18 protein-coding genes and 2 pseudogenes are annotated in these 23,712 nt (G+C 68.6%); 9 read left to right on the forward strand and 11 right to left on the reverse strand.

The window, feature by feature from the left end:
- The first annotated feature begins 126 nt into the window (after positions 1–126).
- On the forward strand, positions 127–2,289 hold the full coding sequence (locus tag ABZ567_RS31660) for a Helicase associated domain protein (RefSeq protein WP_360796721.1): 2,163 nt from the start codon (positions 127–129) through the stop codon (positions 2,287–2,289).
- Between the two features lie 132 nt (positions 2,290–2,421).
- Here the strand turns inward: ABZ567_RS31660 and ABZ567_RS31665 are convergent, their stop codons facing one another.
- Entirely contained in the window at positions 2,422–3,324 is a 903-nt protein-coding gene (locus tag ABZ567_RS31665; RefSeq protein WP_360796723.1) for a hypothetical protein, read from the reverse strand.
- Between ABZ567_RS31665 and ABZ567_RS31670 the strand changes: the two genes are divergently transcribed.
- Positions 3,323–3,745: a hypothetical protein gene (locus ABZ567_RS31670; RefSeq protein WP_360796726.1), complete on the forward strand. Its 423-nt coding sequence runs from the start codon at positions 3,323–3,325 to the stop codon at positions 3,743–3,745. The genes ABZ567_RS31665 and ABZ567_RS31670 overlap by 2 nt on opposite strands.
- Positions 3,746–3,808: 63 nt before the next feature.
- Here ABZ567_RS31670 and ABZ567_RS31675 read toward each other — a convergent pair whose 3' ends face one another.
- On the reverse strand, positions 3,809–4,282 hold the full coding sequence (locus ABZ567_RS31675; RefSeq protein WP_360796729.1) for a hypothetical protein: 474 nt from the start codon (positions 4,280–4,282) through the stop codon (positions 3,809–3,811).
- Between the two features lie 943 nt (positions 4,283–5,225).
- Between ABZ567_RS31675 and ABZ567_RS31680 the strand changes: the two genes are divergently transcribed.
- On the forward strand, positions 5,226–5,564 hold the full coding sequence (locus ABZ567_RS31680; RefSeq protein ID WP_360796732.1) for a hypothetical protein: 339 nt from the start codon (positions 5,226–5,228) through the stop codon (positions 5,562–5,564).
- Here the strand turns inward: ABZ567_RS31680 and ABZ567_RS31685 are convergent.
- The 3 genes from ABZ567_RS31685 to ABZ567_RS31695 form a co-directional block, all read right to left on the reverse strand.
- Positions 5,561–5,740 (reverse strand): hypothetical protein, encoded by a 180-nt coding sequence (locus ABZ567_RS31685; protein WP_360796735.1) that lies wholly within the window; start codon positions 5,738–5,740, stop codon positions 5,561–5,563. The genes ABZ567_RS31680 and ABZ567_RS31685 overlap by 4 nt on opposite strands.
- A 327-nt stretch (positions 5,741–6,067) precedes the next feature.
- Positions 6,068–7,900 carry an RICIN domain-containing protein gene (locus ABZ567_RS31690; protein ID WP_360796738.1) on the reverse strand — a complete coding sequence of 611 codons (1,833 nt, stop codon included), beginning with the start codon at positions 7,898–7,900 and terminating at the stop codon, positions 6,068–6,070.
- A 67-nt stretch (positions 7,901–7,967) separates the two neighbouring features.
- Positions 7,968–8,687, reverse strand: a complete 720-nt coding sequence (locus tag ABZ567_RS31695) for a hypothetical protein (protein WP_356661164.1) — start codon at positions 8,685–8,687, stop codon at positions 7,968–7,970.
- A 373-nt stretch (positions 8,688–9,060) separates the two neighbouring features.
- Here ABZ567_RS31695 and ABZ567_RS31700 point away from each other — a divergent pair, with 373 nt between their 5' ends.
- Positions 9,061–10,158 carry a hypothetical protein gene (locus ABZ567_RS31700; protein WP_360796741.1) on the forward strand — a complete coding sequence of 366 codons (1,098 nt, stop codon included), beginning with the start codon at positions 9,061–9,063 and terminating at the stop codon, positions 10,156–10,158.
- Between the two features lie 33 nt (positions 10,159–10,191).
- The gene (locus tag ABZ567_RS31705) at positions 10,192–10,725 is read left to right on the forward strand and encodes a hypothetical protein (RefSeq protein WP_360796744.1); all 534 of its coding nucleotides are present in this window, start codon (positions 10,192–10,194) and stop codon (positions 10,723–10,725) included.
- A 52-nt stretch (positions 10,726–10,777) separates the two neighbouring features.
- Here the strand turns inward: ABZ567_RS31705 and ABZ567_RS31710 are convergent, their stop codons facing one another.
- Together ABZ567_RS31710 and ABZ567_RS31715 are read right to left on the reverse strand one after the other, a co-directional pair.
- On the reverse strand, positions 10,778–12,316 hold the full coding sequence (locus ABZ567_RS31710; RefSeq protein WP_360796747.1) for an RICIN domain-containing protein: 1,539 nt from the start codon (positions 12,314–12,316) through the stop codon (positions 10,778–10,780).
- A gap of 552 nt (positions 12,317–12,868) precedes the next feature.
- Positions 12,869–13,261: pseudogene (locus ABZ567_RS31715) on the reverse strand (Ku protein); the annotation flags it as partial.
- A 25-nt stretch (positions 13,262–13,286) separates the two neighbouring features.
- Here ABZ567_RS31715 and ABZ567_RS31720 point away from each other — a divergent pair.
- Positions 13,287–13,964 carry a site-specific integrase gene (locus ABZ567_RS31720; RefSeq protein WP_356661155.1) on the forward strand — a complete coding sequence of 226 codons (678 nt, stop codon included), beginning with the start codon at positions 13,287–13,289 and terminating at the stop codon, positions 13,962–13,964.
- Between the two features lie 382 nt (positions 13,965–14,346).
- Here ABZ567_RS31720 and ABZ567_RS31725 read toward each other — a convergent pair whose 3' ends face one another.
- Complete coding sequence (locus tag ABZ567_RS31725) at positions 14,347–14,781, reverse strand: hypothetical protein (protein ID WP_360796751.1); 435 nt, start codon at positions 14,779–14,781, stop codon at positions 14,347–14,349.
- 229 nt (positions 14,782–15,010) lie between these two features.
- Positions 15,011–15,400 (reverse strand): glycine cleavage system protein GcvH, encoded by a 390-nt coding sequence (gcvH, locus tag ABZ567_RS31730; RefSeq protein WP_356661151.1) that lies wholly within the window; start codon positions 15,398–15,400, stop codon positions 15,011–15,013.
- A 515-nt stretch (positions 15,401–15,915) separates the two neighbouring features.
- Here gcvH and ABZ567_RS31735 point away from each other — a divergent pair.
- From ABZ567_RS31735 to ABZ567_RS31745, 3 genes and pseudogenes are all read left to right on the forward strand, one after another.
- Complete coding sequence (locus tag ABZ567_RS31735; RefSeq protein ID WP_360796754.1) at positions 15,916–16,560, forward strand: CBS domain-containing protein; 645 nt, start codon at positions 15,916–15,918, stop codon at positions 16,558–16,560.
- Between the two features lie 157 nt (positions 16,561–16,717).
- Positions 16,718–20,162 (forward strand): annotated as a pseudogene (dnaE, locus tag ABZ567_RS31740) (DNA polymerase III subunit alpha).
- 5 nt (positions 20,163–20,167) lie between these two features.
- Entirely contained in the window at positions 20,168–21,208 is a 1,041-nt protein-coding gene (locus ABZ567_RS31745) for a hypothetical protein (RefSeq protein ID WP_360796757.1), read from the forward strand.
- A gap of 60 nt (positions 21,209–21,268) precedes the next feature.
- Here the strand turns inward: ABZ567_RS31745 and ABZ567_RS31750 are convergent, their stop codons facing one another.
- Positions 21,269–22,009, reverse strand: coding sequence for an ATP-binding protein (locus tag ABZ567_RS31750; protein WP_360796760.1), 741 nt, complete (start codon positions 22,007–22,009; stop codon positions 21,269–21,271).
- A 79-nt stretch (positions 22,010–22,088) separates the two neighbouring features.
- Positions 22,089–22,973 carry a hypothetical protein gene (locus tag ABZ567_RS31755; protein ID WP_360796762.1) on the reverse strand — a complete coding sequence of 295 codons (885 nt, stop codon included), beginning with the start codon at positions 22,971–22,973 and terminating at the stop codon, positions 22,089–22,091.
- Between the last annotated feature and the right edge of the window lie 739 nt (positions 22,974–23,712).

Consider the following 23,712-nt stretch of genomic DNA (forward strand, 5'->3'; position numbering starts at 1 on the left):
GTCACCACCCGACAGTAAGAACTAGCAGGCCACCCGGGCTACACCGCTGACATCCAGGTGACGACTCACCGCTGACAACCTCGTGCAGACCATCAGGCGGGTGGGGAGCGGCTGTACGGGCAGCGGATGGCCCCTTTCGACCTGGCCATTCTGGACGAGGGGCACATGACCGCTGGGGACATGGGCCGGCCGTGGGCGGCGATCCACGACAACAGCCGGATCCCTGTCGACTTCCGGCTCTACCTGACCGCGACCCCGCGGATCCTCGCCGCGCCCAGGCCGCAGCGGGGCCGGGACGGGCGGGCGGTGATGATCGCCTCGATGGAGGACGACTCCCGCACGTACGGCACCCGGATTTTCGATCTTGGGCTGGCGGAGGCAGTGGAACGCTCGATCCTCGCCGGGTTCGAGATCGACGTGCTGGAGATCCGCGACCCCGACCCGACCCTCGGCCTGTCCGAGGACGCGCTGCGCGGCCGGCGCATGGCCCTGCTCCAGGCTGCACTGCTGGAGCACGCGGCGCAGCAGAATCTGCACACCACCATGGTGTTCCACCAGCGGGTCGAGGAAGCCGCGGCGTTCGCCGAACAGATGCCACGCACCGCCGCCGAGCTGTATGCCGCCGAGGCCTCCGCGGCGGCGCTGGTAGGTGCGGAGGAGCTGCCCGCGTCGTCGATCGACGCCGAGCTGTACGAGCTCGAGGAAGGCCGTCACGTGCCTGCGGAGCGGGTGTGGGCGGACTGGCTGTGCGGAGACCACCCCATCGCCCACCGGCGTGAGGTGATCCGCCGGTTCGCCAACGGCATTAACGCCCAGAACCGACGCGTACACCGGGCGTTCCTCTCCTCCGTACGCGCCCTCGGAGTCGGAGTCGACATCACCGGACTACGCGGAGTGGAAGCGGTCTGCATCGTCGGGTCGCGCAGCTCCCAGGTCGACATCGTCCAGAACATCGGACGCGCCCTGCGCCCCAACCCCGACGGCACGACCAAGACCGCACGGATCATCATCCCCGTCTTCCTGCAGCCCGGCGAGGACCCGAAGGACATGGTCGCCTCGGCCAGCTACCAGCCCCTGGTCGACATCCTCCAAGCCCTGCGGTCGCACTCCGAGCGCATGGTCGACCAGCTCGCCTCCCGCGCCCTGACCCGCGGGACCGAACGCCGACGCCTCCACATCCACCCCGCTGGCGCGGCCGGCCCGGAGAACGGGGACATGCCCGAGGAGACCAGCCAGACGCAGCAGGAGGCCGACCGGGTCACCTCGGTCGTGGTCAACTTCGCCTCCCCCCGCGACGCCGCCGACATCGCCGCTCTCACACGCTGCCGCGTCATCCGGCCCCAGTCCCTCGTCTGGCTCGAGGGCTACCAAGCCCTCATCCGCTGGCGCACCGAACACGGGATCACTGGCCTGTATGCCGTCCCCTATGACACCGAGACCGAGGTCGGCGTGACGAAGGCGTTCCCGCTGGGGCGATGGGTCCACCAACAGCGAAAAGCGCTGCGGGCCGGTGAACTCGACCCCCACCGCAAAACCCTCCTCGACGAAGCCGGGATGGTGTGGGAACCCGGCGACGAAGCATGGGAGAACAAACTCGCCGCACTCCGCTCCTACCGGCGCGCCACCGGACACCTCGCACCCCGACAAGACGCGGTGTGGGGTGAAAGCGAGGGAGAAGGCCTGGTGCCGGTCGGGCAGCACCTGGCCAACCTCCGCCGCAAAAACGGCCTCGGCAAAGACCCGCAGCGCGCGGAGACCCGGGCCGCGCAGCTCGCGGAGATCGACGAGGACTGGAACTGCCCCTGGCCACTCGACTGGCAACGCCACCACCGCGTCCTCTCCGACCTCGCCGCCGACGAGGACGGTGGAGTACTGCCCGACATCCAGCCCGGGGTGCTGTTCGAGGGCGACGACATCGGACGATGGCTCACGCGGCAAACCCAGCCGGGCACCTGGAAGCAGCTCTCCGAGGAGCAGCAGCGGCGGCTGTCCGGGTTGGGCGTACAACCCGACCAGGCTCCGTCTCCCGCGCCGGCGGCGGCGCATACGGCGAAGGGCCCGAACAAGGCACAGCAGGCATTCCAACGCGGCCTGACCGCCCTCGCCCAGTACGTCGCCCGAGAGGGAGAGCCCACGGTGAAGCGGACCCACCGAGAGAAGATCTTCATCGACGGCCAGGAGCACGATCTGGCCCTGGGGATCTGGTACGCCAACCAGAAACAACGCCGCGACAAACTCACCCAGGAACAGCTCAACGCACTCGCCGAGCTCGGCATCGAATGGGCATGACGCGTACCAAACGCGTGCACAGCGCGCGCCAATCGCCGCACAAAAACCGCACCAACCCGCTCCCCCGCGAGACGGCGGAAAGCCCCTATCCGCCGGTGGTCCCACAGGGCCTGGCGGGCCTTTCGGCAGGGCTCAGTGCTCCGGCAGCTCCGATGAAGCGAACCAGTGGGGGAACGGTCCGGCGGAGGGCGGGAAGGCGAACGGCGGGGTGCGATCGGTGAGCAGGCGCAGTACGAACTCGCCGGTGCCGCAGTCGAAGCGCTGCCACTCACCGTCCACGTACTGCACCAGAACCGGCCAGTCGTCGGGATCGGCCGGTCCGGTCAGCCAGTGGAAAGTCAGCTCTTGCTCGGAGGTCCCCCATATGAGCACGCCGCCGGGCGCGGGGTGGACCGGGTATGGCCGGTACAGGTCGGCGTACCGTGCCATGTCCCGGCCCCAGGAGACCAGATCCGTGCCCAGCGCACCCGGCACCAGCAGGCCCAGGTACTCGTCGAAGCTGCCCGCGCCGAAGGCGTCGACAATGTCCTTGTAGTCACCGGGCAGCGCGGTGCCCAGCGCGGCCTCCGTCGCGGGCCAGTCGACGCCGCGCCGATCGGGCTCCGTCCACCCGGTGGCCTCCCGCAGCAACTTCACCCACCCGCCACCGGGCGGGCGGGTGAACGCGCGCCGGGCGAGGATCGCGACACGGGGCGGGCCGTCGGCGGTGGCCGTCACCCCGTATCCGAACCAGTGCTCTGCCAGCACCCACCCGCGCAGCTCCAGCAGCCCGCCCACCCCACCGATGGGAAGCCCGCCGTCCCCGCCCACCGGCGGACCGTCGGGCACCCCCGCCGCCCTACCCCCGACGACCCACGCACGTACGGGCAGACCCGCTCCGTCGACCACGTCCGCAGCGACGAGCTCCAGCTCGGCCAGATCCTCCGCGTCACTAGGCACACAGACATGCCCTGCCCCATGAGCGGGCAGCGGACAGTGCAATTCGGGCGCGTGCCAGGCGGCGTTCAGACGGGCGCGCAGTGCGGAGGCGTCCATGCGGCCAATTGAACAACACGGCACCGACAACGGCCCGGGGGGCGGGTTCGCCACACCCCCGGACCTGCCAGCGAAGGAGAAGGACCTGCTCACGGACAGCAGCCCCGGCCCTGCCGCCGACGAACTGCGCAGCGGCACGCTGCCGGATGCGTCGGTCGACTGGCTCAAGACGAACTTCTTCAAGACCGAACTCGAACTCGGCCGTTGCCTGCGGCTTCCCGCCGAAGGCTCCTGCGAATGCGACCTCTACCTGACCTGCGCGAAGTTCGTCACCACGCCCGAATACGCGCCACGACTGCGGGCATGGCGCGAGGTCGAGCTGGCCCTCGCCCGCAACGCGGCCGAACGCGGCTGGGACCGCCGGGGTCGAACGCCACTGCTGCACGAGCGAACGCATCGAAAAGACTCCTGGCCGACCTAAGCCAGCCGGTTAACGCGGAAGCGGAGGAGGACGGCTCCAGTGCGTGATCAACCCATGGCGGAGCTACCGGAGCGGTCCTCGCTCGTCAACGTGGACAGTGGGCTCCGAAAAGAACACGTCGGCACCCACCGGGCCGTAGGCGATGTTGAAGGTGTCCAGCCAGTACGACCAGTCCCGCACTCCTGCCGCGCTGCTGAAACGGTAGTTGAGCTGCCAGCGGACCCACTGGCCGGCGGCAAGGCGCACGGCTGGGGGCCGTCGCGGCCGAGGTGGTATGGCGAACAGAGGCTGCACTCGGGGAAGGACGCGCAACCAGCCGTCGGCTTCGCGAAGCTGGACGTCGACCTTGCGCAGGTCTTCCTCGACGCCATGGGGCTCGAAGCCGTCTCGCTCATGCATGCGAACCACGTGGGCAAACGAGGGCGTCACATACGGGACAGTGAAGCCGACCGGGGCCGCGTTCCTACGGGCGGCGGCCTCTCCTCCACGGGACTGTTTCGTCCAGGACGTCCGTATCCACTGGACGGTGATTTCCACGGCCTCCACCACCCCCTGCCACTCCGTCGAAGAGCTCACTCTATGCGCGCGGCTTCTCGGGCCCGCACCAACACCGCCAATGCCCCGAGCGGCAAGCCGAAGGAAGATCAACTTGAACTGTCCACACAAACTCGTACATCGTGTTCGGCCTGCTCACCCTGGCAAGTCGGCCCACTGTTGCCCCTCGCCCCGCTGTTCCGGCTCCTCCACAGCCACTGATCTCAGCCCCGCTCGATTCCTGACCTGGCCAAACGCCGCATCGACTCTAGGAACAGGCGCTCAGGCTCTGGGTGCCCCAACATCCACTGTGATGTGCCGCCTACATGACAGTGAGCCGCCTGGGGATGTACCGCGTCATGCCAGCCACCAGAACACAAAGCACCGCCTCGTGTCAGCGACCAACCATCGTCATAGACCAGAGACCTGCAAGAACATGCCGCTCCTGACCAACCGCCACTGCCATGACCTCACCGCCATGAAGCCGACACATCGCACGTGAAGCTGGGCGTATGGATTTCGAACATTCGTGCGAGGCGTGACAAGCTCACCGCCGATCAGCTCACCGCCCTCGCGTCGCTGGGCGTGGACTGGGCGTGACACCGGCTGCGGGTGGTCGTTGAACTGACGGTCAAGTGAAGTGCACAGAGACCCTGGGATGTCATGGCTGATTCCCGGGGTCTCGCGCTGTCCCTGGCCAGCTGCCCTGTCCGGACGCGGCACGGGCCTGCAACACGAGGGGTAGCACGGGCGCCACCAGCCCTCTCCGGGGCATCACCGCAGGTCAGGGGTGAAACGCACGCCCGTGTTGCACTGCCCGTGTTGCAGTGGCGAGGGCCGGTGTTGCAGCCGGTGGTCCTGGACTGGGCGGGAAGCCCTGCGAGGCTGGCCCCGGCGCTGCCAGACTCGGGTGCGTCGTGATCATCTAACGCCGACGGAGGACGCGTTGAGCCAGCAGGAACAGCCCTGGCAGCCGGGCCCGAACGATCTGCCCTTCACCACCCACCTGATCAACCCGCACGGTGACCGGCATCTCGGCTTCAACGATGTCGAAGGCCGGTACTACCGGCTGTGGCAGCACAAGGCCCCCGAGCGGCTCCACCCCGGCGACGCCATCTTCCTGCGTCCCAGCGACATCAACCAGATCATCAGCTACGCCATGATCTGGGTCCGCAACCACCCCAACGACCCCCGCGGCTACGAGCTCATCGACGAAGTCGCCGCCGGGGCGAAGGGAATCGTCATGCACTTCGCCCAGGCCGCCCAGGCCCCGTCACAGGGCTAGGACGACGTCCCGCCCGCCGCGCCCCAGCCCCGGACGAAGGAGGCCAGGGCGCGGCGCTGTTCCTCCTGCCGGGCGGTCTGCTGCGCGAGGACCTGGCGGTCGATGTACGGGTCGACGGCGGTGGCTTTATCGGTGAGACCTGACTCCAGCGGTAGGTCAGTTCCGACTCCACTCACGCCCGTCGACAACCCGTGTCGGTGAGAGTCGGCTCCACCTGGCTGGCGAGCGCCAAGGGACTTCCCTCGATAGGTGCCGAATCGCCGGCCGGAGGAGCGGGTCAAGGTGGAGCGCCCGCAGGCGGAGCCTGTGGTCGAACGACCTTGACGCGTGACGGAGGACTGCCACCATCACGGCTCCGAGGAAGGCCCCACCCCAGCCGCCCTGGAGTCAGGTCTCGCCTACAGGAACCAGATCCAAGATCGCCCAGTGGAGTCAGAACTGACCTACCGTTGGAGTCAGGTCTCACCTACGAAGCCAGACGGGGCTGTGGGGTTCTCCGGGGGTCAGCGGGTCCTGAAGCGGCGGTAGAGGTTGCGGGCCACGTAGACGCCTGGGCCGCCGAAGCCGATGATGTCGACGCGTCCGTCGCCGGTGATGTCGGCGAGGAAGCGGGGGTGGTGGTCGACCCGCCAGGCGCCTGCGTCCTCGTTGTACCCGAAGCCGCGGCACACGAGCTGGGCCTGCTCGAACTGGCCGTCACCGAGGCTGTGGGACACCCATACTCCCTCGTCGCCGAAGCCGATGATGTCGGGGTTGCCGTCGCCGGTGACGTCGGCGAGGAGCCGGAGGTGCTTGCCGCTCGCCCACCCCTGGGCGTGCCCGAAGTCGTTCAGGACGAGTTCGGAGGGCTCGAACGTGCCGTCGCCGCGCCCACGTGCGACGACGACACCCTGCGGGCCGAACCCGACGATGTCCACCGCTCCACCATCGGTGGTAGCGACCAGGAACCGGGGGTGCTCCGCGGCCGAGCTCCACCCTTGGCCGACCCCGAAATCGTCAAGAACGTACAGGGGGTCGGCGAACGTGCCCGCCTCGTCCTGGAGCGATACCCAGACGCCGTCGTCGTGGAAGCCGACGATGTCGAGCCTGCCGCTGCTGGTGGTGTCCACGAGGAAGCGGGGATGTTTGTCAGCCCGCCAGCCACCCGCTGCCTCGTTGTGGCCGAATGCTCGCAGGACGGCTTCGTCGGCGATCGGCGCGAACTTTCCTTCCTCGTCCTGGAGGGACACCCAGAACCCGTCGTCGTGGAAGCCGACGATGTCGAGCCTGCCGCTGCTGGTGGTGTCGGCGAGGAAGCGGGGATGCTTGTCGGCGAGCCACCCGCCGGCCTGCTGGCCGTGTCCGAACGCCTTGAGGACCGGCTCGCCGCCCGCGGGCGCGAACCTCCCGTCCTTGTCCTGCGGGGACACCCGGACACCGTCGGCAGCAAGCACGACGGCGTCGGGCCTGCCGACGCCCGTCATGTCCGCGAGGGTCCACAGATCCTTCGGGCTCGCGGAGGGCGCGGGCTGGTGCAGGACGCGCTCGGCGTCATCGAACGTGCCGTCACCTCGACTCGACGACGTCACAGCTCCCTTCGCGGGTTTGAGCCCCACGATGTCCGCTGCGCGCGCTCCCGTGGTGTCGGCGAGGAACCGGTCACCGAGCCCGGCCCACCGGCCCAATTGCCCGCCGGGTGAGCGGCCGGGTCCCACACTCTTCCACCCCCCGGCGTCCTGGTCGGTCCCGAATTGCTTGAGGACCAGCAGCGTGTCGCTGAAGGAGGGCGCCGCGCTGGGCGCCGGGCGCAGCGCGGCCGAGCGGGCAAGCCGCCAGGAGCGGCGGCCGTTCCAGTGGCTCAGAGGTGCGTAGCGCAGTACGGGGTCGCTGGTGCGTTCGGGCTGGGCCGGGACGAACCGCCAACGTTGGCTCTCCGCGCTGTCGTCGTACTCGCGCAGAACGACCCGTGTGTCGTCCGTTGCGGGGGCGGCGAGGTCGAGCACGGCGCCGTCGGTGGCGTCCTCGATGAAGTAGAGGCCCGCTTCGCCTTCGACGGGGACGACGTGCCACTGCTGGGCCTTCTTGCCGGCGGCGGCGTCCCACTGGCGGACGCCGCGGTCCGCAGCGGCGGGATTGTCGAGCACCTTGCCGCTGACCGCGTTGCGGATCACATACGCCTGGCCGTCCTGCGCGGGCTTAACGGGGGTGAACTGCCACTGCTCCGGGCTCGGACCGCCCGCGGGGAAGTCGCGGACGACGAGCGCCCCGTCCGCGCCCGGCACGGCCTTGGCGCCGAGGGTCTTGCCGGTGGCGGCGTTGACGATCTCCAGCCTTAGTTCTTCGATGGGCACGGGCATCGTGGTGCCTCTTCCAGGCGGTGCGGGCGTGGGCTCGGGAGGGGTGTGCTGCGGCGGTGGTGGCCGATCACGTGAAGACGTGGTGGTAGGGGACGCTCCACTCGTTGGGCAGCCGTGGGTAGAAGGTGTTGATGACCGTCCCGGTGAAGTCCCCGCCCCAGTTGTAGGTGAGCCGCACTTCGCTGTCGGCCCCCACCGCGTAGTCCTTGAACCCGAGGATGGCGTCGGGGTGGGTGATCGGCACGAACGTGATCCCGCCCCACGGCGTCACCGTGACGATCCAGAGCTGGGTGTCCTCGGGCGCGCCATTCCTTCCGCGCCACAGGGCGTCCACCTTGTCAGGCAGGCCGACCTGAACGGTGTCGGCCGTGCTTTCGGGAGCCTTCTGGTGGACGGTGATGCGCCTGCGCTGCGGCTTGGGCACGCCGTCGTCGCCGCGCCCGGCGTCGGCATCGCCTGCGGCGGCGGGTTTGGGCGTGACCTGGCCCGCGGCACTCTCGATGAAGTACAGCGGTCGCTGCCCGAAGAAGCCGGCGGGGGTGATGTACCAGAGGTGGCCCTTGGCCTCCTTGGTGGCCGGGTCGGGCGCGGTGGACAGCTTGACACCGTTCTTGTGGTCGTCCTCCTTCAGCTCTGCGGGTCGCAGGTAGCCGCCGTTGAAGGCGTGGACGAGCATGACCGGCCGGTTCTCGACCAGCGCGGCCACGATCGCGTTGTCGTAGCTGTTCACCGCCACCGGGCCGCCGACCACCAGATTCGACATCGCCGTGCGTTCCTGGGTGTACATCGCGGAAACCTCACCTGTTCTAATTATTGAAAACGCATCGGACGCTCATTGCAGTGGCCTGTCGCGCGGCATTTCCGCACAGAAAGGCTGGGTTGACTGACACGAATACCCCACCCGCGCAACAGTCGCAGCTGTGAAATCCGTAGGAGAGTTGATTCGGGAAGTCATCAGTCGAGTTATCGACGAGCCCCAAGCTACCCATGAAATAGGAAAGTTGAGGAGGCTTTCGAGTGTTTATCACTCGATTGAGCGCATAGTGCGGAGATGTCTTCCCGGGCGGCGAAGCGCATGTTAGCTTCGCTTTTCTGAGCAGGCAGATTCTTGTTTGCGTTTCATTAAGTGGAATTTCGGCCAGATTAGTCGAGGGCGGGGAATGTCTTCCAACGCGTACATCCTGGGGCGGGCCAAGCGCCAGCCGCTGACGAAGAAGAACCTGCGGGAGCTCAACATCGCGGAGATTTGGGAGTCCATCCTGGACCACCCCAATCTGGTCTACGTCGACAGCTACGGTGTGCGGCACAAGCCCGTCGGGTTCTCCGTGAACAAGTCGAGCTTCGGCACCTTTCCCGGGACCGCGTTCGAGCGTGGCTGGCTCGCGTACATGAACCTCGGGGAGCCGCTGATCGAGGAGCGGTGCGACATCAGCCAGCCCCCGCCCGACACGTTCTCCTGCCGCACCTACGTCAACCGCAGCCAGACTTCCCCCATGACGTTCACCGACTCGGTCGATTTCACGGTGTCGAACGGGGTCACCTGGTCGCTTTCGGGGGAGGCCAAACTCACCTTCGGTGGCAGCGTCACCGCGCAGCTCCAGCTCCAGCTGCAGAACCAGCTCAAGATGGACCTGCAGACGCAGCTCCAGATGCAGCTGCAGAACGACATGGCGAACAAGAACGCCAACACGGTGACGAACAAGAACAGCAAGGACAGCGTGGGGGTGGACAACGCCAACGCCACCGAGACGGGTGTGAGGAACGCTGCGACGAACTCCGCTACGAACGGGGTGACGAACTCGGTGGCGTTCACGACCACGGGCAGCGCCACCGGCAGCGCGGCGCTCAACGCCTCGTTGCTGCTGGGCATCTCGGGCTCCGTCGGCGGCTCCCTGAACACCAGCTGGGCCTCGAAATCGCAGATCTCCGGCGAGGTCTCGCCGGGTTCCCGCGTGGAGACTCTCGCCACGCAGCGGCGTTGTCTCAAGCAGTACTGCTACGAGATCCCGGTGACCTTCTCCGGGTTGATCGCGGTGATGTACGCCGTGCCGGTGGCGGTGCTGTCTCCCCCGCAGTCCGGCGGCTATCCCGGTCTCGACAAGCTGGTCGCCCGCGACATCGGTGACATCGACCTGGCCGGCGGCGGCTTCCGTATGAAGGGGCTGGCCGAGGTCGTCTCTTCCCTGGACGTCCACCACACGATGTTCGACGGCGAGGACCTGATCGACGACCCGCGAGCCTTGTACAAGCAGCCCTGACCGGGCACACGACGACGACAAAGGGTGACGACCATGGTGTTCAAAAACATTTTCGGCGCTGCGGGCGACAGCGCCGGGCTCTTCTCGGTAAACACCAGCAAAGCCAAGCCCCGACCGGCGGCGGGTGTCGAAGACTTCGAGGACGTCGAAGCCGACGCATACGACGACACCAGCACGAGCCTGTTCAACAACGCCATCCACGGGGCTTCCTTCCAGGCGAAGGTCGTACGCGAGCAGTCACCCGAAGCACGGGCCATGCTGGGCTTCCTCGGCTCCTTCATCCAGACCACCCAGCAATCGGCCGTTAAGCAGGCCGATTACGCCCAAGATCCCGGCTCGGTGTCCACGGCGGCGGAGGACGGCATGCGAAAGGCGCGTGAGACGGTGGAGAAGCACGAGGGCCTTCAGAAGAACCCGGACCTGGAGAGCAAGCCGACCAAGAGCGAGTACACCAAAGCCCCCAAACCTCCCGAAGCACCCAAGGCCGAGAAGCCCGGCAAGCCCCCCCAGACGAGCGCCGAGAAACCCCCCCGCTTCGAGGAGCCCCCCCGTTCCGAATCCGAGTAGGGCCCGGCTTTACGTGGGTCAGGGGCGACGCGGCCCCTGACCCACGCGTGTGTCACACGGGGAGCAACTGCCACTGCCGGTTGCGTTGGTCGCCCTGCGAGCCGTGCTGCCTGATCACGGTGCGGGCATTGGTGTCGACGTACAGAAGCAGACCGCTGTTCCGGTTCGCGATCTCGAACACCCGCGGGCTGTCGGTCACCGAGCCCACCGGGATCAGCTTCCACTGCTGGTGGCGCGCGTCAGCACCCTCGTGGGCACGCTGCCCCACCACCGCCCCCTCCGCCGTTCCCGCTCCGACGACCTCCAGCACCTTGCCGCTGCGCACGTTCTCGATCCTGTACAGAATGTCGCCGTCGTCATGGCCCGCCGCGATCAGCCGCCACTGCTGGTGATCCCGGGAGGCGGCGAGGGTCTGGTGTACCTCGGCCCCGTCCTTGGTCGACTCACGTACGACCCCCATCCGCAACTTGCTGCGGACGTTGGCCCAGGAAGCCACCGTGCCCGAATCGGGCAGCCCGGCCATCCTCGCCGAAGCGACCCTCCGGACCCGGTGGTTGGCGTGGTCAGCGATGTAGAGGGTGTCGACGCAGTCCACGGCGAGCCCGTACGGGTTGTTCAACGGGGCCGAGATTGCCGGGACGCCGTCAGCGCCGAAGGTTCCGGCGCCCGTTCCGGCGACCGTGCTGATCTTCTTGTCGGCCGTCACCTTCCGGACCCGGTGGTTGTAGCAGTCCGCGATGTAGAGGGTGTCGGTGCTGTCCACCACCACCGCCATGGGGGCGTACAACGGGGCCGAGGTTGCCAGGACGCCATCCTTGCCGAAGGTCGGGGTGCCCGTGCCGGCGACCGTGCTGATCTTCCCATCGGCCCACGTGATCTTCCGGACCCGGTGGTTGTTGTGGTCGGCGATGTAGAGGTCGTCCGCACTGTCCACCGCTACTCCCATCGGGTGGTTCAACGGGGCCGAGATTGCCGGGACGCCGTCGGCGCCGAAGGTCGGGGTGCTCGTGCCGGCGACCGTGCTGATCTTCCCGTCGGCCATGGTGATTTTCCGGACCCGGTGGTTGGCGTAGTCGGCGATGTAGAGGTCGTCCGCACTGTCCAGCGCTACTCCCGCCGGGTAGTTCAACCGGGCGGCGGTGGCGAGGTCGCCGTCACCTCCGAAGGCCGCGGCGCCCGTGCCGGCGACCCTGCTGATCTTCCCGTCGGCCATGGTGACCTTCCGGATCATGTTGTTGCCGGCATCGGCGATGTAGAGGTCACCCGCGCTGTCTACCGCCATCGCGCGCGGGCTGCTCAACTGGGCCGAAACGGCGAGGCCGCCGTCTCCCCCGGGTCCCGCGACCCCGGTCCCCGCGACCGTACTGATCTTTCCGTCAGTCGTGATCTTCCGGACCTGATGGTTGCCGGAGTCGGCGACGTAAACGGTGCCGGCGCTGTCCACCGCGAGCCCGAGCGGACCGTTCAACTGAGCCGAAAAAGCACGCTCAGTCTCCCCTTTGGGCGGCCCCGCGACCCCGGTCCCCGCGACGGTGGTGATCGTAGGGTCGAAGTGCTCGTCACCCGTGGCTGCCGTGGGGGCAGTGCTCATGATTTTCCCTTCACCGTTCACCGACCACTGACTACAAGCGGTTTTCAGTTGACTCCAGAAAGTCACAGGAGCGTCAGGGTTGGCAAGATCCCTGCCGGGTGGTCCTTACGGAGCACGTTGACGAAACATCGCCCACGATCGGAAGCCGAAGCGCGCGGCGATGCGCCCCGGCAATCATCGGGCCGTCAAGCCACGGATCAACGGCGGGAGCGCTCGCCTCCAGCACCGTGGCACCGCTCTGCCCGAAGACGATGAACGTTTTGACACGGCCACGAAAGTGGCTCGCCGCAACGGTGTCGAAGCCCCGGAGCGTGGAGGCCGCCAGCAGGACCGCAAGGTCGGGCTCCGGCGTAGGCGACCAGCGGCGCGGCCGCAGTCACACAGAGCACGCCGCCGTCGAGCGGCAGCCAGGTCATTCCCCTGACACACCAGTTTCGGCGTCGCAATCCATGGAGCCGCTGGAGCGGCGAGAAATGTGCCTTACATGCCTACATAGACTCCACGCCTACGACCAGCCGTACTACTTGACAGGTATAGATAAGACTCGTTGCCGGTCTTCGCGAGGGCCTGCTCAAGGAAGCTGTAGACCTTGCTGTACTCGGCGCCCCGCGGTCCCAAGTAATAGGTCTTGTCGAAGAAGATCGGGTCCACCTCCGCCAGGTCGACGAACCCTGCGATCTCCAGCGAACGGGAGCGGCCCGGCGCGATCTCATCCAGTTCCTTCGGCTCCACCAGCACGTACTCGTCGCCGATCTCGTAGCCCTTGACGATGTCGTCCAGCTGAACCTCGTCGCCTGTCCGTTCGTTGACCCGCTTGTTGCGGATGCGGTCTGAGGTGCCGCGCTGGAGCTGGTGGAAGTGAATCGTGTGGCTGTCCGTGGCTGTGTAGAGGCCCACGGGCAGGGTGGTGTTGACTGAACTAGATTTTGAATAAGCGCAGGTCAAATGCTGTTTCTGCTAGCTTCCGATCATGCTTGAGACGGGTGGTTCCTCTCGGGATCTGATCAGCTTCGTGCTGCCCCAGACTGGTGCCTTGGTGGAGGTGGCGAATCCGGCCCAGCCGTACGTGCTGCTGGACGCTGGCGGGGTGGTGGTGGAACCGGTGTCCGCGTTCTTCGCGGAGTTGCAAGCGTGTTCGCGGCCGCCGTCGACGATCCGCTCGTACGGGATGGATCTGCTGCGGTGGTGGCGGTTTCTGCATGCTGTAGGGGTGGAGTGGCATCGGGCCACCCGGCTGGAGGCGCGGGACTTCGCCCGCTGGATGGCCATCGCGCCGAAGCCTGTGAGGGCACATTGGCGCGGCCGGACAGCTGGCGCCAAGGCGCGGCCCGCGGTCGGTTCTTCAGCTGGGGTGCCGAACATGGTGACGGGGCGGGCGGGGCCGGGCCCGATGTTCGCGACGACGAGGGCGCACTGCGAGACCGTGTTGCGGTCGTTCTACGACTTCCACCTGGACGCGGATACCGGTCCGATCATCAACCCGTTCCCTACCCGGCGGGAGCGACGTCAGCTGCCCGCGAGTGTTGGCGGACCGGACTTGCGAGCTGGGCGGGTGATTCGGTCACTGACCGTGACGGCGGCCCTGTCGCTGGCTGGACGGCTGGGTGACCCGCCTGGGAAAGGCGTTCTGGAGTTGAAGCGGTGCTGAGCAGCTCCCGAGCACGGGCATGTCCCAGGTGCCGTGCCAGCGCCGGTGGTCACGGCCTGGGGCGCGGTCCGTCAGCTCGATAAGCCGTTCTCTGATGTCGCGGGTGGACAGACGCAGACATTGACGAGCCATGGCCAGTAGCGCTGCTGCTGCCGGCGCGGATTGCGGGATAGTTCGCCAAGACGGGTCGAGCCGGGGCGGCCCCTTGATCTGCGGCTCACGGCTCTTGGCAAGTCTGTTTTGCGCGTCGTGGTGAGTGCTGAAGGCGTCGAGCAGTCCGGTCTGCGCCGTGAGTCCGGCGACACGGCCAGGCGGCGGAGACGAGGGTGGCCAGGAGGTTCAGGTCGTAAGTATCTCTGGGCCTCGGTGGGGCCAGTGGTCTTCAGCAGGTCGAGCAGTTCTTGCTGGACGGCGGCGATGTCGGGGGTGAGCAGGGGCATGGCGTGCCCGGTGTGAACGTCGGGTTGATCGAGGCGAGCGCCGCTGGTGGGTTGGCTCGGCGCGAAGGAGGGGATCCGGCGGCATCGCGCTGGATGGAGGCCGCCCCGCCCCTGTGCTCGAAGTCCAGACGGAACGGCTGCGGCAGCACCTCCACCACAGTGAGAAAGTCCAGCGCCAGAAGAAGCCGTTGCTCCTCCAGCGACTCGAATCCGTGGTGTCGGCCGGTCGACACCATGAACTGCAGACCAGGGCGGTGCCGCTGTCGGGCCCGCCAGGTGAACCGGCGAACCGGCCGCGAGTCCAACACCGGCACCGACTCCAGGTGCCGCACCGGCCAGACGACTTCACCGCCTTCGAGCAGCAGGTCGTCGACCACCGACGCGGCCAGGACCCGCCCAGCACAAGCTGCCCGCGAAGAGTCTCGTCACCCGTGAACGGGCTGATCAGCGCATCAAGATCGCACCCATCCGACCGGATCACCGGCCTGGCCCGCGTACTCATGCGCCAACGAGGCCACCCCCAGCCGCCTCACCGACCGCAGCGGGACAGGTCCCACCCGTCCGAGTGACAGCCGAACCCGGCCCGAGGCATTGTGGTGGCGCAGTTCACTCGCCGATGGCCGCCTTGTAGCCGGCAGCGTCGAGGAGATGATCGAGTTCGGAACTATCCGACGGCCTGATCTTGAAGATCCACGCCTCGTGGGGCCAGTACCCCGTGTTGATGAGATGCGGTTTGGAGGACAGCTCCTCGTTCACGGCGATCACCTCGCCGCCGACCGGCGCGTGGATGTCCGACTGGGCCGTGACCGCCTCGACGGCACCGACGACATCGTCAGCCGCGACGGGTTTGCCGACCTCCGGCAGCTCCACGAACACCGCGTCGCCAAGCGCCTGCTGAGCGTGATCGGTGAGCCCGACCGCCAACGTGCCGTCCGACTCCGACCGCACCCACTCATGCGACTCGGTATACCGCAGATCAGCCGGAATATTCGACATGCTCACTCCACAGTTGTCCTAGTCGATCAGCAGACTCAGCATGCCCGATATCACGAAAGATCGACCGGATTTCAGCAATGTAACTGACGAGGCGTCAACAACCCATGACGACGCGCAGCCGGCCGACGTGGAGCGGCCAGACCGCGATCATCTTGAACGCACAGAGTGATCAGCTCGTGGCGTTCGCATGCTATGGCGTCCATTCGCAAACTGTGCCTGTGACCGAGCGCCCAACTTGGCCCGCTCGGCCAACTACAACGCTCAACTCCAGACGGACGCGGACATGGCGTCGATGTGCCAACACCTACCGCGCGCTCGGAGGCACTCTGGCCGTGGGGCCGCTGCCCTCCTCGCCAGGTCAAACGTCACTGGTCGCTTGAGCGGTGGGGTGCTGTCATGGGTAAGGAAGACGCGTTGACGAGCCGGAAGGGCCTCGGAGGCTGGAGCGCCGCACGTCGTCCGCCCGGGGTGGTCCAACCGCGGCCGCCCGTCGCCAAACGGAGGAGGCCGACGCCATGCTTCACCGCCGCACGGTCGGTGACGTGATGACCGGGGATGTCATCACCCTCCGCCCCGACACATCGGTCGAGGACGTCGTCGGCTTGCTGGATGCGAACGACATCGTCGCGGCCCCGGTCGTCGACGACGACGGCGCCCTCGTCGGCGTCGTGTCCGCGTCCGACGTGCTGCGGCACGAGACCGGGATGCCTGATCCGCAGGGGCAGGACGGGAGCGACGAGGGCGCCTGGGGCAAGGCCCGGGCTCGGACCGCTGGCGCGCTCATGAGCAGCCCCGTCTTCACCGCCCGCGCCGACTGGACGATCCCCCGGGCCGCTCGGGAACTCCGCAGTCGGCACGTCAAGCAGCTGCTGGTGGTCGGCGACGACGGGCTCCTCACCGGCATCGTCAGCCGTAGCGATCTGCTCGACGCCTTCGTCCGCTCCGACGCCGAGATCCGCGGCGAGGTGGAGCAGGACGTCCTGGGGCGCATCCTCGGCCTGGACGAGGGCACCGTCGCAGTCGAGGTCCGGGACGGGGTCATCACCCTGCGCGGTCACGTCCCGGAACCGCGTCTCGTCCCGGTGGTCGTGGGCCTCTGCCAAGGCGTCGCCGGCGTCGTCGCCGTGGACGCCCACCTCGCCGCTGCCGGACCGGGCTAGGTGAACGATCAGGGGCCAAGTGCAGCGCTCAGTCACACCCGTGATCGCATCCCTACTTTGGAGTAACCGATTCGCGCTGTTCGATTTTCGTTCGATACCTTGAAGGAAGGAGTTCCGGCCATAACGGCTGAAACTGTGCGTTCGTAGGAGGTGTGCCATGCACAGGGGCGTCCACCTCCATGTCGCCAGCGGCTACTCCGCCCGCTACGGCGCCTCCCACACTCACGACCTGGTAGGCCGGGCCGTGGAACGCGGTATCGGGACACTTGCGCTGACCGACCGCGACACCGTGACCGGCGCCGTGCGGTTCGCGAAGGCGGCCACGGCCGCCGGCGTCCGTCCCGTCTTCGGCGTCGACGTCGCAGTCGCCCCCTACGCCCCGGCCCGTCCCACAGCCCGGCCCCGCACTCCGGTGCGCGGCGGCGCGCACGTGGTGGAGCCGCCGCTGCGGGTGACGCTGCTCGCGCGGAGCGCCGTGGGGTGGGCGCGGCTGTGCCGTCTGGTGTCGGCTGCGCATGCCGGTGCGGCGGGCGGGCCGCCGGTGGTGTCCTGGGAGACGCTCGGGCAGTACGCGGATGAGGGCCTGCTGGTGCTGCTGGGGCCGGTCTCGGAGCCGGTGCGCGCCCTGTCGGCTGGGCGGCCGGACCTCGCCGAGCGACTGATCGCGCCGTGGCGTGAGGTGGCCGGCGTGAACCTGCGGCTGGAGACGGTGTGCTGGGGTGTGCCCGGTACGGGGCCGGGCTCGATGCGGCTTGCCGCCCGCACGCTCGGTCTCGGCGACGAGCTCGGGGTGGCCACGGTGCTGACGAACGCGGTCCGGTACGCCGATCAGGCGCAGCACCGGGTCGCCGATGTGCTGGATGCGGGCCGGCTGCTGCGGCCGATCGACCGGCGCCGGTTGGACTGCGGCGAGCGCTGGCTGAAGGACCCGGCCGCCATGCGCGCCGCCGCGGAGCGGATCGCGGAGGCGTCCGGCGGCGGTCCGGGCCGCGCGGCCGCACTGCTCGCCGAGACCGTACGGGCTGGGGAGGAGTGCGTGCTCGATCCGGTCGCTGATCTGGGTCTGGGGCAGCCGCACTTCCCCGAGCCCGAGGTCGTCGGCGCCGATCCGGGGCCGGGCGGAGCGATGCGGCTGCTGCGCCAGCGGTGCGAGACGGGCATGTTCGCGCGGGGTCTGGACCGGGACCGGCGGGCGGTCGGGCAGCTGGAGTACGAGCTCGGGGTGATCGGGCAGCTGGAGTACGAGGCGTACTTCCTGGCCGTCGCTCAGGTCGTCGCGGACGTCCGCGCGATGGGCATCCGGGTCGCGGCCCGTGGCTCGGGAGCCGGCTCGATGGTCAACCACAGCCTGTTCGTGGCGACGGCGAACCCGCTCGACCACGACCTGCTCTTCGAGCGGTTCCTGTCGGTGCGTCGCCGCTCGCTACCGGACATCGACGTCGACGTGGAGTCCGCGCGCCGGCTGGAGGTCTACGACCGAATCATCGAGCGCTTCGGCACCGACCGGGTCGCCGTGACGGGCATGCCCGAGACCTACCGGGCCCGGCACGCGCTGCGTGACACCGGGCTTGCGCTGGGGATCGCGCCGCAGGTGATCGACCGGGTCGCGAAGTCGTTCCCGCACATCCGGGCCTGCGACATCCGCAGCGCGCTCGCCGAGTTGCCCGAGCTGAAGCAACTCGCCTCAGAGGCCGGTTCGTTCGGGCCGCTGTGGGAGCTGGCCGAAGGCCTGGACGCGTTGCCGCGGGGGATCGCGATGCACGCGTGCGGGGTAATCCTGTCGAACGCGGCGCTGCTGGACCGGCTGCCGGTGCAGCCGACCCCGGGTGGATACCCGATGGTCCAGGCCGACAAGGAGGACGTCGAGGACCTCGGGCTGCTCAAGCTCGACGTGCTCGGGGTGCGGATGCAGTCCGCGATGGCCCACGCCGTGAAGGAGGTCCAGCGGACGACCGGCCGGCAGATCGACCTCGACAACCCTGACCACGTTCCCCTCGGCGACCCGGGCGCCTTCGACCTGATCAGGGCGTCCGACACGGTGGGGATGTTCCAGCTGGAGTCCCCGGGCCAGCAGGACCTCGTCGGCCGGCTCCAGCCCCGCGACGTTCAGGACGTCGTCGCCGACATCTCGTTGTTCCGGCCGGGTCCGGTCAGGGGTGGCATGCCCGCCCTCTACATCGCCGCCCGCCACGGCGCCCCCCCTCTACCCGCATCCGGACTTGGTGCCGGTGCTGGCCTCGACGTACGGCGTGACGATCTGGCACGAGCAGATCATCGACATGTTCGCAGTCCTGACCGGCTGCGACCGGGCGCTCGCCGAGGTTGCCCGGCGCGCGCTCGCGGACAAGGAGCGCCTGCCGCTGGTGGAGGGCTGGTTCAAGCGGGAGGCCGCTGGCCGCGGATACGCGCCAGCGGTCCTGGATGAGGTGTGGGAGATCATCAAGGGCTTCGGCGCATACGGGTTCTGCCGCGCGCACGCCGTCGCCTTCGCTGTCCCCGCCCTGCAGTCCGCCTGGCTCAAGGCCCACCACCCGGCCGCCCTGTACGCAGGCCTGCTGGAGCACGACCCGGGCATGTGGCCCGCCCGGGTCATCGTCTCCGACGCCCGCCGCCACAACGTCCCCGTCCTCCAGGTCGACATCAACCGCTCCGCCGCCGACTACCGCATCGAGGAGACCGGCGCGGGGGTGTGGGGTGTGCGGCTGTCGCTGTCGTCGGTGAAGGGAATCAGCGAGGACCAGGTCGCCCGGATCGCGGCCGGCCAGCCCTACAACGGCCTCCAAGACTTCTGGCAGCGTGCCCGCCCCGCCCTCCCGATCGCCGAACGACTCATCCAGATCGGCGCGCTCGACGCACTGCGCGGCCCGCTCACCCGCCGCGACCTCCTCCTCCAAGCCGCCGAGCTCCACGCCCACACCCGCGCCCGCCCCGCCGACGGCCAGCTCCCCCTCGGCGAAGAACTCGTCACCGCCGCTTCCTCGGGCCTGCCGGAGATGACCAGCCGCGAAGCGCTGAACGCGGAGATCAGCGTGCTGTCCATCGACGTGTCCCAGCACCTGATGACCCACCACCACCGGCTGCTGCGCGAGATCGGCGCCACCGACGCCGCCCACCGAAAGACCATGTATCCCGGGCAGAAGGTCCTCGTCGCCGGGGTGCGCGCGTCCACGCAGACCCCGCCGATTCCGTCGGGCAAGCGGGTCATCTTCGTGACCCTGGAGGACGGGTGCGGGCTCGTCGACATCGCGTTCTTCGAAGACAGCCACGACGCCGTCGCCCACACCGTCTTCCACTCCGCGCTCCTCCTGGTCCGCGGCACCGTCGAAGCCCGCGGCCCACGCCGAACCGTCGTCGGACAGACGGTGTGGGACCTCGAAGAACTCGCCGCCGCCCGCCGCGACCACGGACCCGAAGCCGTCCTCACCCTCCTCGGCCAGGACCAGCTCGCCCCCACCCCCGCGCAGAGCAGCACTCCCGCGCGGACCCTGGCCAACGGCACCACCGGCGCGCGCCTGCACCCGTACGCCGACCTCCAGCCCGCCGGCAGCCGCGCCGCCGACCTCAAGAGCCTCGGCTACACCAGCCCCGGAAGCCCCGGGTGAACACCATGAACCAGCGCCGCATTCTCCACGCCCACTTCCACCTCCCCCACCCCACCGACGCCGACCTGTACGCGCAGCTCCTGGCCCTCGCCGAAGACATCACCCCGCGCGTCCAGGCGCTCGCGCCGGACGCCGCGCACCTCGACATCACCGGGGCACTGCGCTACTGGCAGCGCACCCCCGCGGAACTCGCCGCGCTCCTGCGGCTGCGGACACTGGCCCTGCACGGCGTGCAGACAACGTGCGCCGTCGCCCCCAACCGGATGCTCGCGACGATGGCGGCCGCCGTCACCCCGCCCGGCCAGACCACCGTCATCGGCGCGGAGGACATCGAGCGGTGGCTGCGGCCGCGCCCAGTGGCATCGCTCTACGGTGTCGGTCCGGCGACCGCGGGAAAGCTGCGCACCTACGGCCTGCACACCGCCGGCGACATCGCCGACACCCCCGTGCCAACCCTCGTACGGCTCTTCGGCGCCGCTGCCGGCCGCGCCCTGCACGCCCACGCCCACGGCCAGGACCCGCGCACCGTCCAGACCCAGCCGATCGCGAAGTCACTGAGCGCGGAGCGGACCTTCGAGCACGATGTCCTGGACCCGGCCGAACACCGTCGAGCCCTGCTTTCCCTCGCCGAGGATGTCGCCGCCCGCCTCCGCGACCAACGACAGGCCGCGAGCGGCCTGGCTCTCTCCGTCCGGTACGCCGACCGCAGCACCACCACCCGCACCCGCACCCTCGCCGAAGCGACCGCCCACACCGGGCCGATCGCCTCCAGCGCGCACGAGCTCTACACACTCCTCGGCCTGCAGCGAGCCCGCGTCCGCGTCATCAGCCTGCGCGCGCAAGACCTCCGCCCCGCGACCGCAGCCACCCAGCAGCTCACCCTCGACCCCGGCGACGACCGCGCTCTGGCGATCGAAACGGTCACCGACCGCGCCCGCGCCCGCTACGGCCCCGGTACCCTGCGCCCCGCCACCCTGGCCAGGGCCGAAAGCCGACCCGCTCACGGAGCATCCGGCAGGAACCGGCCTCCCGCTCATCACCGGTGAACGACCGACCGCAGTCTGAGGCGCAGCCCGGTTTGCTGCCGCCACAGAAACGCCGGGCGCTCAGCAGCAGCGCCTGCCTTCCCACCCGCTCTCACAGCGCAAGCTCGACGGCGCCCAGCCGCACCCGTACGGCGCCGAGTCCGCGCTCGTTGCTGCGCTTCGGACGCCGGCGGCCCCGGCCCGGGCGCCGTCATCCAGCGGTCGGGAGGTCGCGCCAGAGCAGTCCCTCTTCGAATTAGAGGTGCCGGCGTACGAAACCGGCTTGCCCAGCTGGGGTGACCTGCAGAAACGAGGGGTGTCCGATTTGGGGGGCCAGTACCTCCGGCAGTGCCTCCGGTCCCCCGCTGGAAACAACCGTGCAGCCACCTGTGGAGCCCTCTTCCGGTGCAACCCCTCTTCCGTGCCGTACGAGCACGTGGGCAAGCCCGCGTCAGGACGCCGGGGAGCGCTCGGGCAGGCGCGGCGGCGACCAGGCCGGATTCCGAAAGCCTGGAAGGCTGCTCGCGCTCGCTTGGGCGTCATGCCGTGACCGTTGTCGGTCACGATCACGTCGGTGATCGCCGTCAGGCTGGAACGGCGCAGTTCGACATCGACCTCGGTGGCGTTGGCGTCCAGCGCGTTCCACACCAGTTCGGCGACCGCCGTGATCTGCGGCTTCTTCGTGAACTGGAGGATCTTGCGCTCGCCGACCGAGAGCTGGAACTCCGTCAGCGGCGGTCCGCCCTGCTCCGGCAGAGTGACGCCGGCGCCCGCGCCAACTCCCCCGCGTGCAGCGTCATGTGTGCTGTGCTCCCCAGGCATGCGGCGACGGTACCGGTTGCATACGGTCCGGTACACATCGCCGTGCCTGAAAGGGTGACCTGCAGCGGGACTGGCGACGTCACCGGTTCATGATCCACGCGAGGTGCTCGGCAAATCCCTCGGCCTCCGCGGCGTCGGGGGTGCGCGTGTAGGTGCACACCAGGCACTGTCCGTACCCGATCCGGCCGAAGACCGGGTCCAGGCCCTCCACGCAGAGCGCTTCATGTCCGCAGACAGGGCAGGTGTCGAGATCCTGTCCGTCCGGGTTGTGCTTCGGGTGGTAGGTGTTGGGGTTGACCACCTGGTCAGCCCGCCGTGCGGCTTCGTCCTCGCCGATCCGTTCGAGGTATTCGAAAGCACGCCTCTGGGAGGCTGCGTCTTCTCGCTGAGCAGCCTGCTGAATCCGGTCCTGCTGTTCCTCCCCCATGACCCCGAGGCTCTCGTGTCCGTCAAGGTCCAGCAGGGCTTCGATATGACGGCGCTGGAGAGTTCCGGCACCACGGCCGTGCCGGGCCTTCTGGCTGGCATCGATTCCGCTCTGCAGCGTGGCCACATCGATCCGGGTATGTGGTGACAGGCGGGAGGGCTGGAAAAGGGAACCCTCGTCTGCCTGGGGCGCCTCCGGAAGGGGATGCTTGTCAGGGATGAGGACGATGCCGTCCGTTGCAGGCACATGCCCTGCAATCACCTTGAGCAGTTCGCTGGCTGGCAGGACACGGCCGTTACGCTTCGCCTCCTCGCCCGGCCACTCGAAGGCGACGATCGCGGCCAGCCCGTTGGACAGCGCCTGATCGAAGATGCCTTCCCTGCCGGCCAGAGACGGGGCGAAGAGATCCGCGCCTGTCGAAGCAGGCACGGCGAAGGGATCTCCGGGATCGACCGAGCCGCCATCACCTGCTCCGTCCAACGCTGCGGCCAACACCACGGCACACCGAGCGAATTGCTCAGCTCGCTTATCCTTCATGGACAACATGGTGCCGTGTGCTGCCGCTCCGTCGGCCCCCGCCCCGTGGGTACGAGCGCGACCGTGGCGGCCGGGCTCTGCCCTCACCGACGCGAAGTTCCGGCCGGCGTGCGGTGAATCGCGTCGTGGACTGCAGCGTCGCGGCCACCGACCACCGCCGGCCGCGACCGCCTAGAGGATGCTGATCAGCTGCGCGCTCGACCAGTTAAGAGCGAGGTCCGGCAGGACTTGTTCCGCCGCTGTTCTCACAGGTCGTCCGTCGCACAACCCCTCTCAGAACCGCCACGTTCTGCGAGATGGTTCTGAGAAGTCGCGCGGCCGCGCTGCTGATCGTGCACGAGGCGTGGAACCTGTCAGTGCTCAAGAAGATGGACGTGCCCACCTGGTGGCCGAACGCGGACCGCGAGGACCCCGCGCCAGGTCGACACGGACAAGGCCCAGCACGGACGTCGCCGGCACACGAGCACCACGCTCGTCGACATCTGCGGGGGCTCCAGCGGCCGAGCCCTACGGCGTGTACTGGAGCTGACCGCACCGGCCAGGACGACCCTGGAGACGCTGGGCCGTCCCACCACGAAGCTGCTTGCTGGTCGGGCTACCGCGGCCTGGCGGAGGCGAGAATCTGCGCGACCACGCGCTCGGTAACGAGTTGGTGCGTGATAGTGGTTGAGGCAGCGTGCCTGGCTGGTGGCATGATCCGGCTGTGGTGATCATGGTCAATCGGGCGGTGCTGGCACAT

The sequence above is a fragment of the Streptomyces sp. NPDC016459 genome (genome assembly GCF_040632845.1).
In the GTDB taxonomy this organism is placed as follows: domain Bacteria; phylum Actinomycetota; class Actinomycetes; order Streptomycetales; family Streptomycetaceae; genus Streptomyces.

Bases quoted from the DNA above. Each gene is read 5' to 3' on its own strand.
- ABZ567_RS31700 (WP_360796741.1), top strand. From the start codon at position 9,061: ATGTCTTCCAACGCGTACATCCTGGGGCGGGCCAAGCGCCAGCCGCTG.
- ABZ567_RS31670 (WP_360796726.1), top strand. From the start codon at position 3,323: ATGCGGCCAATTGAACAACACGGCACCGACAACGGCCCGGGGGGCGGG.
- ABZ567_RS31695 (WP_356661164.1), bottom strand. From the start codon at position 8,687: ATGTACACCCAGGAACGCACGGCGATGTCGAATCTGGTGGTCGGCGGC.
- gcvH (WP_356661151.1), bottom strand. From the start codon at position 15,400: ATGTCGAATATTCCGGCTGATCTGCGGTATACCGAGTCGCATGAGTGG.
- ABZ567_RS31755 (WP_360796762.1), bottom strand. From the start codon at position 22,973: ATGAAGGATAAGCGAGCTGAGCAATTCGCTCGGTGTGCCGTGGTGTTG.
- ABZ567_RS31710 (WP_360796747.1), bottom strand. From the start codon at position 12,316: ATGAGCACTGCCCCCACGGCAGCCACGGGTGACGAGCACTTCGACCCT.
- ABZ567_RS31735 (WP_360796754.1), top strand. From the start codon at position 15,916: ATGCTTCACCGCCGCACGGTCGGTGACGTGATGACCGGGGATGTCATC.
- ABZ567_RS31745 (WP_360796757.1), top strand. From the start codon at position 20,168: ATGAACCAGCGCCGCATTCTCCACGCCCACTTCCACCTCCCCCACCCC.
- ABZ567_RS31660 (WP_360796721.1), top strand. From the start codon at position 127: ATGGCCCCTTTCGACCTGGCCATTCTGGACGAGGGGCACATGACCGCT.
- ABZ567_RS31665 (WP_360796723.1), bottom strand. From the start codon at position 3,324: ATGGACGCCTCCGCACTGCGCGCCCGTCTGAACGCCGCCTGGCACGCG.
- ABZ567_RS31690 (WP_360796738.1), bottom strand. From the start codon at position 7,900: ATGCCCGTGCCCATCGAAGAACTAAGGCTGGAGATCGTCAACGCCGCC.
- ABZ567_RS31720 (WP_356661155.1), top strand. From the start codon at position 13,287: ATGCTTGAGACGGGTGGTTCCTCTCGGGATCTGATCAGCTTCGTGCTG.
- ABZ567_RS31705 (WP_360796744.1), top strand. From the start codon at position 10,192: ATGGTGTTCAAAAACATTTTCGGCGCTGCGGGCGACAGCGCCGGGCTC.
- ABZ567_RS31750 (WP_360796760.1), bottom strand. From the start codon at position 22,009: ATGCCTGGGGAGCACAGCACACATGACGCTGCACGCGGGGGAGTTGGC.